Source organism: Streptomyces hamibioticus (assembly GCF_047946815.1).
Taxonomy (GTDB): domain Bacteria; phylum Actinomycetota; class Actinomycetes; order Streptomycetales; family Streptomycetaceae; genus Streptomyces.
Genome location: NZ_JBKKQY010000001.1, coordinates 2,510,609 through 2,523,706, shown reverse-complemented (window position 1 = coordinate 2,523,706; position 13,098 = coordinate 2,510,609). Strand labels below are relative to the sequence as shown.

At 73.3% G+C, this 13,098-nt stretch carries 9 protein-coding genes; 7 read left to right on the top strand and 2 right to left on the bottom strand.

Annotated features, from left to right (window positions below; translation table 11 throughout):
• Positions 1–63: 63 nt before the first annotated feature.
• From ACLGIH_RS11135 to moeZ, 7 genes are all read left to right on the top strand, one after another.
• Complete coding sequence (locus ACLGIH_RS11135; protein ID WP_416525084.1) at positions 64–1,107, top strand: alpha/beta fold hydrolase; 1,044 nt, start codon at positions 64–66, stop codon at positions 1,105–1,107.
• Positions 1,108–1,115: 8 nt separating this feature from the next.
• Positions 1,116–2,978 (top strand): DUF3152 domain-containing protein, encoded by a 1,863-nt coding sequence (locus tag ACLGIH_RS11130; protein WP_416525083.1) that lies wholly within the window; start codon positions 1,116–1,118, stop codon positions 2,976–2,978.
• A gap of 266 nt (positions 2,979–3,244) precedes the next feature.
• Positions 3,245–4,960, top strand: coding sequence for a DUF3492 domain-containing protein (locus ACLGIH_RS11125; RefSeq protein WP_416525082.1), 1,716 nt, complete (start codon positions 3,245–3,247; stop codon positions 4,958–4,960).
• On the top strand, positions 4,957–6,252 hold the full coding sequence (locus tag ACLGIH_RS11120) for a hypothetical protein (RefSeq protein ID WP_416525081.1): 1,296 nt from the start codon (positions 4,957–4,959) through the stop codon (positions 6,250–6,252). The genes ACLGIH_RS11125 and ACLGIH_RS11120 overlap by 4 nt, the downstream gene beginning before the upstream one ends.
• Positions 6,253–6,667: 415 nt before the next feature.
• Complete coding sequence (locus ACLGIH_RS11115; protein ID WP_416525080.1) at positions 6,668–7,723, top strand: SDR family oxidoreductase; 1,056 nt, start codon at positions 6,668–6,670, stop codon at positions 7,721–7,723.
• Positions 7,711–8,460, top strand: a complete 750-nt coding sequence (locus ACLGIH_RS11110; RefSeq protein WP_416525079.1) for a spherulation-specific family 4 protein — start codon at positions 7,711–7,713, stop codon at positions 8,458–8,460. Before ACLGIH_RS11115 ends, ACLGIH_RS11110 begins: the two co-directional genes overlap by 13 nt.
• A gap of 63 nt (positions 8,461–8,523) precedes the next feature.
• Positions 8,524–9,702, top strand: coding sequence for an adenylyltransferase/sulfurtransferase MoeZ (gene moeZ, locus ACLGIH_RS11105; RefSeq protein ID WP_416525078.1), 1,179 nt, complete (start codon positions 8,524–8,526; stop codon positions 9,700–9,702).
• Between the two features lie 137 nt (positions 9,703–9,839).
• Here moeZ and ACLGIH_RS11100 read toward each other — a convergent pair whose 3' ends face one another.
• Both ACLGIH_RS11100 and ACLGIH_RS11095 read right to left on the bottom strand, forming a co-directional pair.
• A complete protein-coding gene (locus ACLGIH_RS11100; RefSeq protein WP_416525077.1) occupies positions 9,840–11,381 on the bottom strand; it encodes an alpha/beta hydrolase in 1,542 nt (513 codons plus the stop codon).
• Positions 11,382–11,511: 130 nt separating this feature from the next.
• Positions 11,512–13,059, bottom strand: coding sequence for an alpha/beta hydrolase (locus ACLGIH_RS11095; RefSeq protein ID WP_416525076.1), 1,548 nt, complete (start codon positions 13,057–13,059; stop codon positions 11,512–11,514).
• Positions 13,060–13,098 lie beyond the last annotated feature (39 nt).

The following is a 13,098-nucleotide window of genomic DNA, read 5'->3' as shown; positions in this document are numbered from 1 at the left end:
GGGACCGAGGCGTGTGAGGGCGAACACATGAACCCCTGTGTGATCGTCTCGTAACATTGCCGCATGTCTTCGACCGAGCTGCCGTCCGTGCCGCCCGCCAACGTGCTGCCGAAGGTCGCAGCCGTCCGGGTCGCCGAAGGCGAGCGGCTCAGGTCGGTCCGGCTGCCCGGCGTCACGCTGACGGTGCGGTCCAGGCCGCCGGCCCGCGAGGGGCTGCCGCCCGCGTTGTTCGTGCACGGGCTCGGCGGTTCCTCCCAGAACTGGTCGGCGCTGATGCCGATGCTGGAGGACGTCGTCGACGGCGAGGCCGTCGATCTGCCGGGCTTCGGCGATTCACCGCCGCCGGACGACGGCGACTACTCGATCAGCGGCACCGCGCGCGCGGTGATCCGCTACCTGGACGCCGCCGGGCGCGGCCCGGTGCACCTGGTCGGCAACTCGCTCGGTGGTGCCGTCACGACCCGCATCGCCGCGGTGCGGCCCGACCTGGTGCGGACGCTGACCCTGGTGTCGCCCGCGCTGCCGGAGATCCGGGTGCAGCGCGGTGCCGTACCGACGGGACTGCTCGCGCTGCCCGGTGTGGCCCGGCTGTTCACCCGGATGTCCCGGGACTGGACGGCGGAGCAGCGGGTCCGCGGCGTCATGGGGCTGTGCTACGGCGACCCCGCGCGGGTGAGCCCGGAGGCGTTCCGGAACGCCGTGGAGGAGATGGAGCGGCGGCTGCGACTGCCGTACTTCTGGGACGCGATGGCCCGCTCCGCGCGCGGCATCGTCAGCGCCTACACCGTCGGCGGCCAGCACGGGCTGTGGCGTCAGGCCGAGCGGGTTCTCGCGCCGACGCTGCTGGTCTACGGTGGCCGGGACAAGCTCATCGGCTACCGCATGGCCCAGCGGGCGGCTCGCGCCTTCCGCGACTCGCGGCTGGTGACCCTGCCCGACGCGGGACACGTGGCCATGATGGAGTATCCGGAGACCGTGGCCACGGCGTTCCGGGACCTGCTCGCGGACACAGGTGAGTCGGCGGTCGGTGAAGAGCGCGACGACCGTGACGACCCTGGGGGCGGAACCGTGGACGACAGCGGCGCCAACGAGACCACAGGAGGCTGAGGCGCGACGTGGGACGCCACAGCCGCCGCGGACCGGCTCCCAAGACCGGCGACGACGCGGCACCGGGGCAGGGCCGCCGACGGGCACCCGCAGCGCCGCCGGGGGAGCAGCGGGGGGCGCCCACGGGTGCGGCACCGGGGTACGGAGCGCCGGGGCGCGGCACGGGCGGGTACACCGACCGGCCGTTCCCGGACGGCACGCCCGGGCAGGGCGGCCCGCGCTTTCCGGACGGTACGCCGGCGCAGGGCATGCCGCGCCTTTCCGATGGGACGCCGGCGCAGGGCGTGCCGCGCTTTCCCGACGGCACACCGGCGCACGGTGTCCCGCGTCTTCCGGACGGTACGCCGGCGCAGGGCGTGCCGCGCTTTCCGGACGGCACACCGGCGCACGGTGTCCCGCGTCTTCCGGACGGTACGCCGGCGCAGGGCGTGCCGCGCTTCTCCGACGGAACGCCGGCACACGGGTTTCCGCGGCTGCCTGACGGCACGCCCGCACACGGCGATCCCGGGTTCCCGGACGGTACGCCCCCGCACGGGGTGCGGCAGGTGCGCGGCGGTCATCCCGAGCAGCGCGAAGCCGGGGGCGGCTGGGGTGAGTTGAGGGGAGGCCAGGCGCCGGGCCGTACGGCGCCGTTCCCGCGGCAGCGGCAGGCACCGCCGGGTCCGAACGGGCCGAGGGGCCCGGTGGGCCAGCCGGGACCGGGCGGCTTCGGCGGCCCCGGCGACCCCAGTGGCTTCGGTGGCCCCAGTGGCCCCAGTGGCTTCGGTGGCCCCAATGGTCCCGGTGGTCCGCGGCAGGAGTACCTCGACGCCTTCGACGAGTTGAACGCGATGGAGGCGGACGACGACGTCTTCGCGGCCCGTACGCCGCCCCGCACACCCAGCACGCCCCGCATGCCGGACGGGCCCCGGACGCCTTCGTACGGTCCGTCCGGCCCGGCAGATCCGTACGAGCCGTCCGGACCCTACGCCTCGGTCACCGACTGGACCGCCGAGACGGTCCCCGCTCCGCGCGGCAGCGACCCCGGCGACGCGCCGCCCACCGGCGCCCCCGCGTCCGCCAAGGGCGGCAAGGGCCGCACCTTCACCGGCATCGCGGCCGCCGCCGTCACCACCGTGCTGGCGGTCGTCGTGGCGGGGCAGGTCACCGACGGGCGCCAGGGCGAGGACGTACGGTCGCAGTCCGCCACCGACCAGGCGCGCGACTCCCGCGGCCCCGCCTCGCGCACGGACGAACGGCCGACCCCGTCCGCACCCGGTGCGGTGGACCCGCTGACGTACGAGCAGAAGATGGAGAAGACGTACCCGCTCGACGAGGCGCTGGAGGGGCCGGGGAAGTTCGACGCGATCCCCGGTATCGCCAAGGGGCCGGGGACGGGGCAGAAGTTCACCTACCGCGTGGACGTCGAGCAGGGGCTCGGCCTCGACGGCGCGCTGTTCGCCGAGGCCGTGCACAGGACGCTGAACGACGAGCGGAGCTGGGCCCACAAGGGCGCCCGCACGTTCGAGCGGATCCACTCCGGCCGGCCCGACTTCGTGATCACGCTGGCGAGCCCCGGCACGACCGCCGTCTGGTGCGCGAAGTCCGGCCTGGACACCACCGTGGACAACGTGTCCTGCGACTCGGCCGCGACCGAGCGCGTGATGATCAACGCCTATCGGTGGGCGCAGGGGGCGGAGCCGTTCGGCGACGACATCCACGGGTACCGCCAGATGCTGATCAACCACGAGATCGGCCATCGCATCGGCTTCAACCACGTGACCTGCGACAAGGACGGCGAGCTGGCCCCGGTCATGCAGCAGCAGACCAAGTTCGTCGACCACGACGGCATCGACTGCCTGCCCAACCCGTGGCCCTACCCCGGCAGTTGATCCGACCGGGCGTCGGTGGGCCGGACCGGCGTGGAGGGAGCCGAACCGGCACCGGTGGAGTTGGCCGGAGCGCTACGCTCGGTGACAGCTTGATCTCCTAGCGCGATCGAACGCGACCCGCACGGGAAAGTTACGACCGTTCACCCCTTTTGGTGGTGCGACGGACAACCGTCCATCGCACCACCGCCTCGTCCGCTTACGTTCGTCCCGCTGTGAGCCGCCGGGACCAACGGCGGCTCTCCATACGGGAGATCGGGGGTGCACGCGTGCGCATCGGACTGCTTACCGAGGGTGGCTATCCGTATGTGGGCGGTGACGCCGGGCTCTGGTGCGACCGGCTCGTGCGCGGGCTCGGGCGGCACGAGTTCGACGTCTACGCGCTCAGCCGCAGTGAGTGCCAGGAGGACGAGGGCTGGGTTCCGCTGCCGCCGCACGTCAGCCGGGTGCGCACGGCACCGCTGTGGGCGGCGGAGGACGACGGGGTGGTGTACGGACGGCGTGCGCGCCGACGCTTCGCCGAGCACTACGGCGATCTGGTGACCGCTGTCTGCACGGCCCGTTCCGGGCGCCCCGCAGGCGCGTCCGAGGACTGGTCCGATGGCGAGGCGGACCGTTTCGCCAGTGCCCTCTACGGCCTTGCGGAGCTGGCCCAGGGCGAGGGCGGCCTGGAGCGCGCACTGCGCTCCGAGGCCGCCGTGCGCGCCCTTGAACGCGCCTGTCGCGCGCCCGGCGCCCAGCGCCCGGCGCGCGAGGCGCGCGTCCCCGAGCTGCTCGCCGCCACCGCACACCTGGCACGCACCCTGCGCCCCCTGTCCCTCGACTGGTACGAGGGCGACGGTCTCGGTGCGGTGGACCTGTGCCACGCGGCCTCCGGCGGCCCAGCCGCCCTGCCCGGCCTGCTCGCCCGGCACTTCTTCGGCGTACCGCTGCTGATCACCGAGTACGGGGTCCAGCTGCGGACGCACTATCTGACCGCCCCGGAATCCGCCCCGGCCGTACGGGCCCTGCTCGCCGCCTTCCACGGCCTGCTCGCCGCCGAGACCTACCGGCGGGCCGCCGTGATCACACCCGGCAACACCCACGCCCGCCGCTGGCAGGAGCGCTGCGGAGCCGGCCGCGACAAGCTGCGCACGGTCTACCCGGGGATGGACGCGGCACCGTTCACCGAGGTGGGCGAGGCGCCGGACGATGCGGACCCCGGCACCCTCGTGTGGGTCGGCCGGGTGGAACCCGCCAAGGACCTCGTATCCCTGCTGCACGCCTTCGCCGAGGTCCGCAAGGACGAGCCGCGGGCACGCCTGCGTATCGTCGGCGCCGCGTCCGGGCCCGAGGGCGCGGCCTACCTCGCCCACTGCCGGGGCCTGGCCGCACAGCTCTTCCCCGACGAGGCCGTGGGACCGCACGCCGTCGGGGACAACCCCGTGTCCTTCGAGGAGATCGGCGGCCCTGACCTCCCGTCCCCCGCCGACGCCTACGCCTCCGGCGCCGTCGTCGTGCTCTCCAGCGTCGTCGAGGGCTTCCCGGTCGGCCTGGTCGAGGCGATGTTCTGCGGACGCGCGACGGTGTCCACGGATGTCGGGGCGGTGGTGGAGGTGATCGGCGGCACCGGACTCGTCGTACCGCCGCGCAATCCGCGGGCGCTCGCAGAGGCGTGCGTGACGCTGCTGCGCGACCCAGAGCGTCGTGCGCGCCTCGGTGCCGCCGCTCGCGCCCGTGCACTCGAACTGTTCACCGTCGAGCAGAACATCGCGGCATTTCACGGCATTTACCTGGAGATCCTTTCCCGTAGCCCGGTCCACCGCGTCGTCCTCGACGACACCGGCGATCCCCTGCCGTTCGCCGCACCTGCCGAGGCCCAGATGCCCGGTCGCTGGACCGACCCCGCTCCGGCCATGGTCGTCACCCGTGGCGGTCCCGGCTGGGTGGCGGATGCCCCGGTCCGGGCCACGAGACCGGTCCCCGCCACCGAGGGGGCGCGATGAGCGGCCTGGGCGAACTGGACCGCCCCGAGACCCCGGGCAGCCCCGGCGCCTGGGACGAACGGTCTCGCGCGTGCCTGACGCCGAGCGGGGCGGGCGAGCCGGACGCCGGGCAGTTCTCGGCTCCCCGGAGCCCGGACGCCGGGCCCGGCGCGGCGCTCGGCGGGCCGGACGCGAGACACGGCGCGGGCACGCCCGTCGCCCGCCGCGGCGGCGCCGACCCCGTCAAGGCCCTGATGCACCGGCACCGCGAGCTGTGCGAACGGGCCGTGGACCCCCTGGAGATCGCTGCCGGCCTGGAGGCGCACGGCGTCACCGACCGGACCGCCGCCCGCTTCCGGCACCGGGACGTCTTCTCCCTCGCCGAGGAGATGTTCGCCCGCGTCCCGCGCGACGGCGACACCGTGCCGCAGGGTCCGGCCCCCGCCCCGCCGACGCCCCGGCCGCACGCCGCGTGGGTCGTCCTCACCCTGCTCCCCGGCGTGCTCTGCGCCGCCGCGGTCGCCGGCCTGCGCCTCACCGACGGCCGGTCCCGCCTGATCGTGGCCGTCGTCGGCACGCTCGCCGTGACCCTGGCCGTCCGCGCGGCGCTCCGCCGCGGTCCGCTGAGCACCGGCCGCGCCCGGCCGGACGGCAACACCACCTGGACGGTCTGCTGGCTTCTCGGCTACGCCCTGCTCGGCGACGGACTGCTCCGTGCGGCCCTCCGCGGGGGCCCCGACCACTTGCCCACGGGCGCGGCGGACGGCCACTGGCCGGTCGCGACCGCCTCGATGGCGGCCCTCGCCCTGGCCTGCGCACCCGCCGCCTGGAGCGCCCACCTGTTCACCGGACGGGTCCGCCGCAGGCTGGCGACCAGCCGCGGCCTGCAGGACTTCTCGGCGTCCGCGCGTCCCCTGCTGCTCGGCACGTTCACCCTGTTCCTCGCCGCCCTGACGGCCCTCCTCTCCGTCACCGGCGCGGCCCTGGGCGAGCCCGCCGCCCACCCCCAGGTCCTCACCCTGGGCGCCCTGCTCCTGCTCGCCCGCCTCCTCACCGTCCACGGCTTCACCCACGCCCCGGCGCTCGTGCTCACCGCCGCGGCGACGGTCGAGGCAACCGCCCTGGCCAGCCTCTTCGCCGGGCGCCTTCCCGGCTGCGGCTCCCTGGCCGTGCCCGTCCAGGCCCTCGTCAGCGCGTGGGGCGCCGGCGCCGTCCCGACCGCGGCGTGCGGGGCCGGAGCACTGGCCCTCCTCCTGCACGCCGTCCGCCGCCTGACGAGCGCCTCGGCCCACGCACCGACGGAGCACCCGTGACGCCCGCACCCCTGACGACCGCCTCCGCGATCACGGCACCGGCGACAACCGTCTCCGCGAAGGGCGTATCCGTGACGGCCGTATCCGTGACGGCCGTATCCGTGACGGCCGCCTCCGCGATCACCGCACCGGTGGCGACCGCATCCGTGGTGACCGCCTCCGCGATCACCGCACTGGTGGCGACCGCCTCCGTGACGGCCGCCTCCGTGGCGACCGCATCCGTGACCACCGCACCGGCGACGGCCGCACCGGCGACGGCCGGACCTGTGATCACCGTGCATCTCGGACTACCCCCGGCAGGCCGCCGCAGGCGCGCTCGTGCCTCCCTGCCCCCCTGCCACCCCCTGCCCCCCTCTGAAGGAGAACCTCACATGACCACCTCCCGACCCGACGCCTCGGCCCCGGGAGCCGCCCGATGAGAGTCCTGCTGATCGGAGCCAACGGCTACATCGGCCGCTTCGTCGCCGACCGCCTGCTCGCCGACCCGGCCGTCCAGCTCACCGCGCTCGGGCGTGGCGATGACGCCGACGTCCGCTTCGACCTCGCCAGCGGCAGCCCCGGCGCCCTCACCCGGTTCCTCGACGCCGTCCACCCCGGCGTCGTGGTCAACTGCGCCGGCACCACGCGAGGCGGCGCCCGGGAACTGACCCGGCACAACACCGTCGCCGTCGCCACCGTCTGCGAGGCCCTGCGCCGCAGCGGCTGCGGAGCCCGGCTGGTGCACATCGGCTGCGGCTCGGAGTACGGCCCCAGCCAGCCCGGCTCCTCCACCGCGGAGGACGCCGTACCCCGCCCCGGCGGTCCCTACGGCGTCAGCAAGCTCGCCGCGACGGAACTGGTCCTCGGCTCCGGACTGGACGCCGTCGTCCTGCGCGTCTTCTCGCCCGCCGGCCCCGGCACCCCGGCCGGCTCCCCGCTGGGCCGCCTCGCCGAGGCCATGCGCCGCGCCATGCAGTCCGGCGACGGCGAACTCCGGCTCGGCGGCCTCGGCGTCCAGCGGGACTTCGTGGACGTCCGCGACGTGGCGCGGGCCGTCCACGCGGCCTCCCTCTCCGCGGCGCAGGGCGTCATCAACATCGGCTCCGGACGTGCCGTCCGCCTCCGCGACGCCGCCGCCACCCTCGCGCGCGTGGCCGGCTACGGCGGTGCCCTGCACGAACTCGACGGCCCGCACGGCAGCCCGCTGCGGGCGCCCATCGGCCACCCCCGCACCGAGGCCCTGGGTCTGCGAGCCGAGAGCCACCTGCGCTCCGACGGCCACCTGCGCTCCGACGGCCACCTGCGGACCGAGGGCCACGTGCGCCCGGACGCCGATCACGTGCCCCCGGTCGCGTACCCGTACCCCGACGGCTGCGGCAGCTGGCAGCAGGCCGACGTGCGCACCGCGCGCGACCGCCTCGGCTGGCGGCCCCGGATCAACCTCGAAGAGTCCCTCGCCGACATCTGGATGGAGGCGGCATGCCGTATCTGACCAGCACCACAGCAGGCACCGCGAGCACCGACGTCCGTACCCGCCTCGGCGTCCCCGGCCTGGCCCACCCCCTCCTGGCCCCGGCCGAGTGGGCGGAACTCGCCCGTCCCGGCACGCCCCTGCACTGGGTCGTCCTCGACGTCGCCGACGGCCCCGGCGCCCAGCCCGACCCGCACTGCCTGGAGGCGGCCGGCCGTCTGCGCAACGCGGGCATCCGCGTCCTCGGACGGCTCGACGCCGCGTACGGCGCCCGCACCTTCGGCGAACTGGTCTCCGACGCGCACCGGTACCAGGACTGGTACCGCACCGACGGCTTCCTGCTCGACCGGTGCCCCGCCGACCAGGTCTCGCTCTCCGAGGTCCGCCGCACGGTCACCACCCTGCGGATGATCCGTGACGACGCCCACATCGTCCTCGGCCACGGCACCCATCCGTACCCCGGCTACCTGGAGGCCGCCGACCAACTGGTCACCTTCTCCGGCCCCTGGAGCGACTACCGCTGGTCCCAGGTGGCCGAGTGGACCGCGGACCACCCGCCCGAGCGCTTCTGCCACTTCGTCCACGGCGTGCCCGGACCGCACCTGGAGGAGGCGCTGCGCATCGCCCGCTGGCAGGGCGCCGCGACGATCTACTTCACCGACCGCACGGACCGCGGCGGCCGCGCCGACCCCTGGGACACCATGCCCGGCTACTGGGACGACATCGTCTCGCGTGTCGGGACGGGTGTCTCGGAATGAAAAAGCGCATGGCAGTGTTACGGGGAGAACAACCGTAATGATTGACCGACCAACGGAGTCCCCGTGTCGCTGCCACCCCTGGTCGAGCCGGCCGCCGAGCTCACCGTAGACGAGGTCCGCAGGTACTCCCGCCACCTGATCATCCCCGACGTGGGGATGGACGGGCAGAAGCGGCTGAAGAACGCCAAGGTGCTCTGTGTGGGCGCCGGCGGCCTGGGCTCGCCGGCGCTGATGTACCTCGCCGCCGCGGGCGTCGGCACCCTCGGCATCGTGGAGTTCGACGAGGTCGACGAGTCGAACCTGCAGCGCCAGATCATCCACAGCCAGTCCGACATCGGCCGCTCCAAGGCCGAGTCCGCCCGCGACTCCGTCAAGGGCATCAACCCGTACACGAACGTGATCCTTCACGAGGAGCGGCTCGAGGCCGACAACGTGATGGAGATCTTCAGCCAGTACGACCTGATCGTCGACGGCACGGACAACTTCGCGACCCGCTACCTGGTCAACGACGCCTGCGTGCTGCTGAACAAGCCGTACGTCTGGGGTTCGATCTACCGCTTCGACGGCCAGGCCTCCGTCTTCTGGTCCGAGCACGGTCCCTGCTACCGCTGCCTCTACCCGGAGCCCCCGCCGCCCGGCATGGTCCCCTCCTGCGCCGAGGGCGGCGTGCTCGGTGTGCTGTGCGCGTCCATCGGCTCCATCCAGGTCAACGAGGCCATCAAGCTCCTCGCCGGCATCGGCGAGCCGCTGGTCGGCCGCCTGATGATCTACGACGCCCTGGAGATGCAGTACCGCCAGGTGAAGGTCCGCAAGGACCCCGACTGCGCGGTCTGCGGCGAGAACCCCACCGTCACCGAGCTCATCGACTACGAGGCCTTCTGCGGCGTCGTGTCCGAGGAGGCCCAGGCGGCGGCGGCCGACGCCACGATCACTCCCAAGCAGCTCAAGGAGTGGATCGACGACGGCGAGAGCATCGACATCATCGACGTCCGCGAGCCGAACGAGTACGAGATCGTCTCCATTCCGGGCGCCCGGCTGATCCCGAAGAACGAGTTCCTCATGGGCGCTGCCCTGGAGGACCTCCCGCAGGACAAGAAGATCGTCTTGCATTGCAAGACGGGTGTCCGCAGTGCGGAAGTCCTCGCGGTCCTCAAGTCCGCCGGCTTCGCGGACGCCGTCCACGTGGGCGGCGGCGTGATCGGCTGGGTCAACCAGATCGAGCCGGACAAGCCCGTGTACTGAACCGTGCCGCCGGTGTCCGGAGCCGCGATCGGCTCCGGCCCGCACCCCGGTCTCCGGACGGCGGGGGTTTCGGGCACCGCAGGTGCCCGAGGCCCCCGCCGTCGTCACGGGCGGTGCCGCCGTCGTCGACAGGGGCGCTACGAGCAGACCTTGCCGTCCTCGGGCACCGTTCCCTTCAGCAGATAGGCGTCGACCGTGGAGTCGACACAGTCGCTCCCGCTGCCGTACGCGCCGTGTCCCTGGCCCTTCCAGGTCAGCATCACACCGACGCCCTCGCCCAGCTCGTCCGCCATCCTGCGCGCGCCCTCGTAGGGGGTGGCCGGGTCGCCGGTGTTGCCGACCACCAGCAGCGGGTCCGCGCCGGGCGCGCTCACCTCCGGTGTCTCGTGCTGACCGGCCACCGGCCAGTCGCGGCACCAGCCGGCCGTGTCCCACCCCAGGAAGGCACCGAACACGGGCGAGATCTTCTCGAACTTCGGCAGCAGCTTCTTGGTCTCCTCCAGGGTCGGCCGCTGCTTGGCGTCCAGGCACGATATGACCCGCTGGGAGTGCGTCGTCGTGCCGTAGTTCCCCGACGGGTCCCGCTCGTTGTAGCCGTCGGCGAGCGCCAGCAGTTCCGTGCCGTCGCCCTCCTCGGCCGCCTCCAGCGCGCTGGTCAGCGCGGGCCAGCTGCTCTTGCTGTACAGCGGCAGCACGATTCCGGTGAGCGCCAGCGTCTGCGTCAGCTTCCGCTCCCCGGACGACGTCGGCAGCGGTTCCGCGTCGAGCCGCTTCAGCAGGTCGGCGATCTTCCGTGATCCCCGCGCCGGGTCCTGCCCGGTCGACTTCAGATACTCGTCGAGTGCGCGCTGGAAGCCCCTGGCCTGGTTCTCCGCGTGGCCGAAGGTGTCGGCGGTCGGGTCGACGACCGCGTCCAGGACCATCCGCCCCACGTTCTCCGGGAACAGGTGGGCGTAGACACCGCCGAGTTCGGTGCCGTAGGAGATGCCGAAGTAGTGCATGGCCTTGTCGCCCAGCACATGGCGCATCAGGTCCATGTCGCGGGCCGTGTCCGTGGTCGACACGTGCGCCATCAGCTTTCCGGCCGACCGCTCGCAGTCCTGGCCGAAGTCGGCCGCGTCCTCCAGATACGCCCGCTCCTCGGCCGTCGTGTCCGGCGTGGCGTCCACCGACTCGGCGGCCTGGATCTCCCGGTCGCTGCGGCAGCGGATGCCTTCGCTGGCGGCGACTCCGCGCGGGTCCCAGCTGACCAGGTCGTACCGCTCGTGCAGCGACGAGACGACGTCGCCGTACGACGGCATCATGGACACGCCCGAGCCGCCGGGGCCGCCGAAGTTGAACAGCAGTGAGCCGATCCGCTGGTCGCCGCGGGCCTTGGACCTGATCAGCGCCAGGCCGATCGTCTCGCCCTCCGGCTTCGTCCAGTCCAGCGGCACCTTGAGCGTGGCGCACCGCCAGTCGCCACCGGGCGCGGGAGAGTCCTCCGTGCCCTTGCAGCGGCTCCAGTCGAGCTTCTGCTCGGTCAGTGAGGACGGGACTCCCGAGGGCGCGGCGGCCGGCGGCCGGGCGGCCCCGGTGTCGTCGGTGTCCTTGTCCTCGCCGGACGAGCCCCCGCTGCAGCCCGCCGTCAGCAGTGCGGCGGCGGCCGTCAGAGCCGTCCACCGTACGAAACGCGCCATGTGCACTCCCCCTCGCAGGCCGTCCGCACCGTGCGGCGGATGGCGGTCATGCCATGGTAGGCGGACCGGGAGTCAGCCGCTGCGGCCTGTGGATAACGTTCTGACCTGCTGATTCACCCGGACTCGGGTTTCAGGAGCAGACCGTTCCGGTCGCCGGCACCCGCCCGTCGAGCAGATAGCCGTGCACCGCGTCCTGCACGCACCTGTTCTTGCTGTCGTAGGCGCCGTGCCCCTGACCCCGGTACGTCAGCTCGACGCCGACGCCTTCGCCCAGTGCCCGCACCATCCGCCGCGCGCCCTCATAGGGCGTGGCCGGGTCGCCGGTGTTGCCGATCACCAGGATCGGCGGCGCTCCTGGCGCACTGACGTCGGGGTGGTCGGCGGCGCCAGCCACCGGCCAGTCGGTGCAGCTGAGCAGGGACCAGGCGAGGTAGTCGCCGAACACGGGGGAGGCGGCGCGGAACTCGGGCAGCTGCCGCTCCACGTGTGCGGGGTCGTAGCGCGGTTTGTCGTCGGCGCAGTTGATGGCGACGTTGGCCGCGGCGATGTTGCTGTACTCGCCGTTCTCGTTGCGGCCGTTGAGCGCGTCCGACAGTGCCATGAGGATCTGTCCCTCGCCGCCGTACGCCTGCTCCAGACCCTCGGTGAGGTACTCCCAGAAGTCCTGCGAGTACAGCGCCTGCGCGATGCCGCTGGTCGCGGCGGTCTGGGTGAGTTCGCGGGGGAAGATGCCGGGGATCGGGCTGCGGTCGAGGTCGCGCAGCAGCCGGGCGATGCGGTCCTTGACGTCCTGGGCGCTGTCGCCGACCGGGCAGTCCTCCACCTGGGAGGTGCAGTGCTCCGCGTAGTTGTCGAGCGCCCGCTGGAACCCCTTCGCCTGCCCGAGGGAGCCCTCCTCCGGCGTCTGAGTCGGGTCGACGACGGCGTCGAAGACGGCGCGCCCCACGTTCTTCGGGAACAGGTGGGCGTAGACGCCCCCGAGTTCGGTGCCGTAGGAGATGCCGAAGTAGTGCAGCTTGTCGTCGCCGAGCACCTGTCGCATCAGGTCCATGTCGCGGGCCGCGTCGGTGGTGCGCACGTGCGGCAGGATCCGTGCCGAGTTCTCCTCGCAGGCGGAGTTGAACTCCTCGGTGTCGTCGACCAGCTCGGTGCGTTCGGCGGCGTCGTCCGGCGTGGCGTCCTGCTGGAAGTAGATGTCGAGCTGCTTGTCGCTCAGACAGTGCACCGGCGCGCTGCGGCCGACTCCGCGCGGGTCGAAGCTGACCAGGTCGTAGCGGGTGCGCAGCTTCTCGTAGTCCTGGCCGAACGCGGGCAGGGTGGTGACGCCCGAGCCGCCCGGGCCGCCGAAGTTGAAGATGAGCGAGCCGATCCGGCGGCTGTCCTCACCGCTCGCCCGCGCGCGGATCAGCTCGATGCCGATGGTGTCGCCCTCGGGGTCGTCCCAGTCGAGGGGGGCCTTCATCGTGGCGCACTGCCACTCTTCGCCGTCGGGCAGCGGAGTGGGGGCCGGTCCGCCGCCCTGGGCCTCGGACGGTGCCGGACAGTCCTTCCAGCTGAGCTGCTGCCCGGTCAGGTCCTCCTCGTCGCCGGAGTCGTCGCTGCACCCCGCCAGCGAGGCGGAGAGCAGTACGGCGGTGGCGGTGAGGGCGGCGGCGCCCAGCCGGGAAGGTTTCGGCATACCCCCATCGTGCGCCCGTGTGGCGCGGGCCGCCCGGGG

Excerpts from the sequence above, each read along its gene's own strand:
- ACLGIH_RS11110 (WP_416525079.1), top strand. The coding sequence starts at position 7,711 with ATGCCGTATCTGACCAGCACCACAGCAGGCACCGCGAGCACCGACGTC.
- ACLGIH_RS11135 (WP_416525084.1), top strand. The coding sequence starts at position 64 with ATGTCTTCGACCGAGCTGCCGTCCGTGCCGCCCGCCAACGTGCTGCCG.
- ACLGIH_RS11120 (WP_416525081.1), top strand. The coding sequence starts at position 4,957 with ATGAGCGGCCTGGGCGAACTGGACCGCCCCGAGACCCCGGGCAGCCCC.
- ACLGIH_RS11095 (WP_416525076.1), bottom strand. The coding sequence starts at position 13,059 with ATGCCGAAACCTTCCCGGCTGGGCGCCGCCGCCCTCACCGCCACCGCC.
- ACLGIH_RS11115 (WP_416525080.1), top strand. The coding sequence starts at position 6,668 with ATGAGAGTCCTGCTGATCGGAGCCAACGGCTACATCGGCCGCTTCGTC.
- ACLGIH_RS11100 (WP_416525077.1), bottom strand. The coding sequence starts at position 11,381 with ATGGCGCGTTTCGTACGGTGGACGGCTCTGACGGCCGCCGCCGCACTG.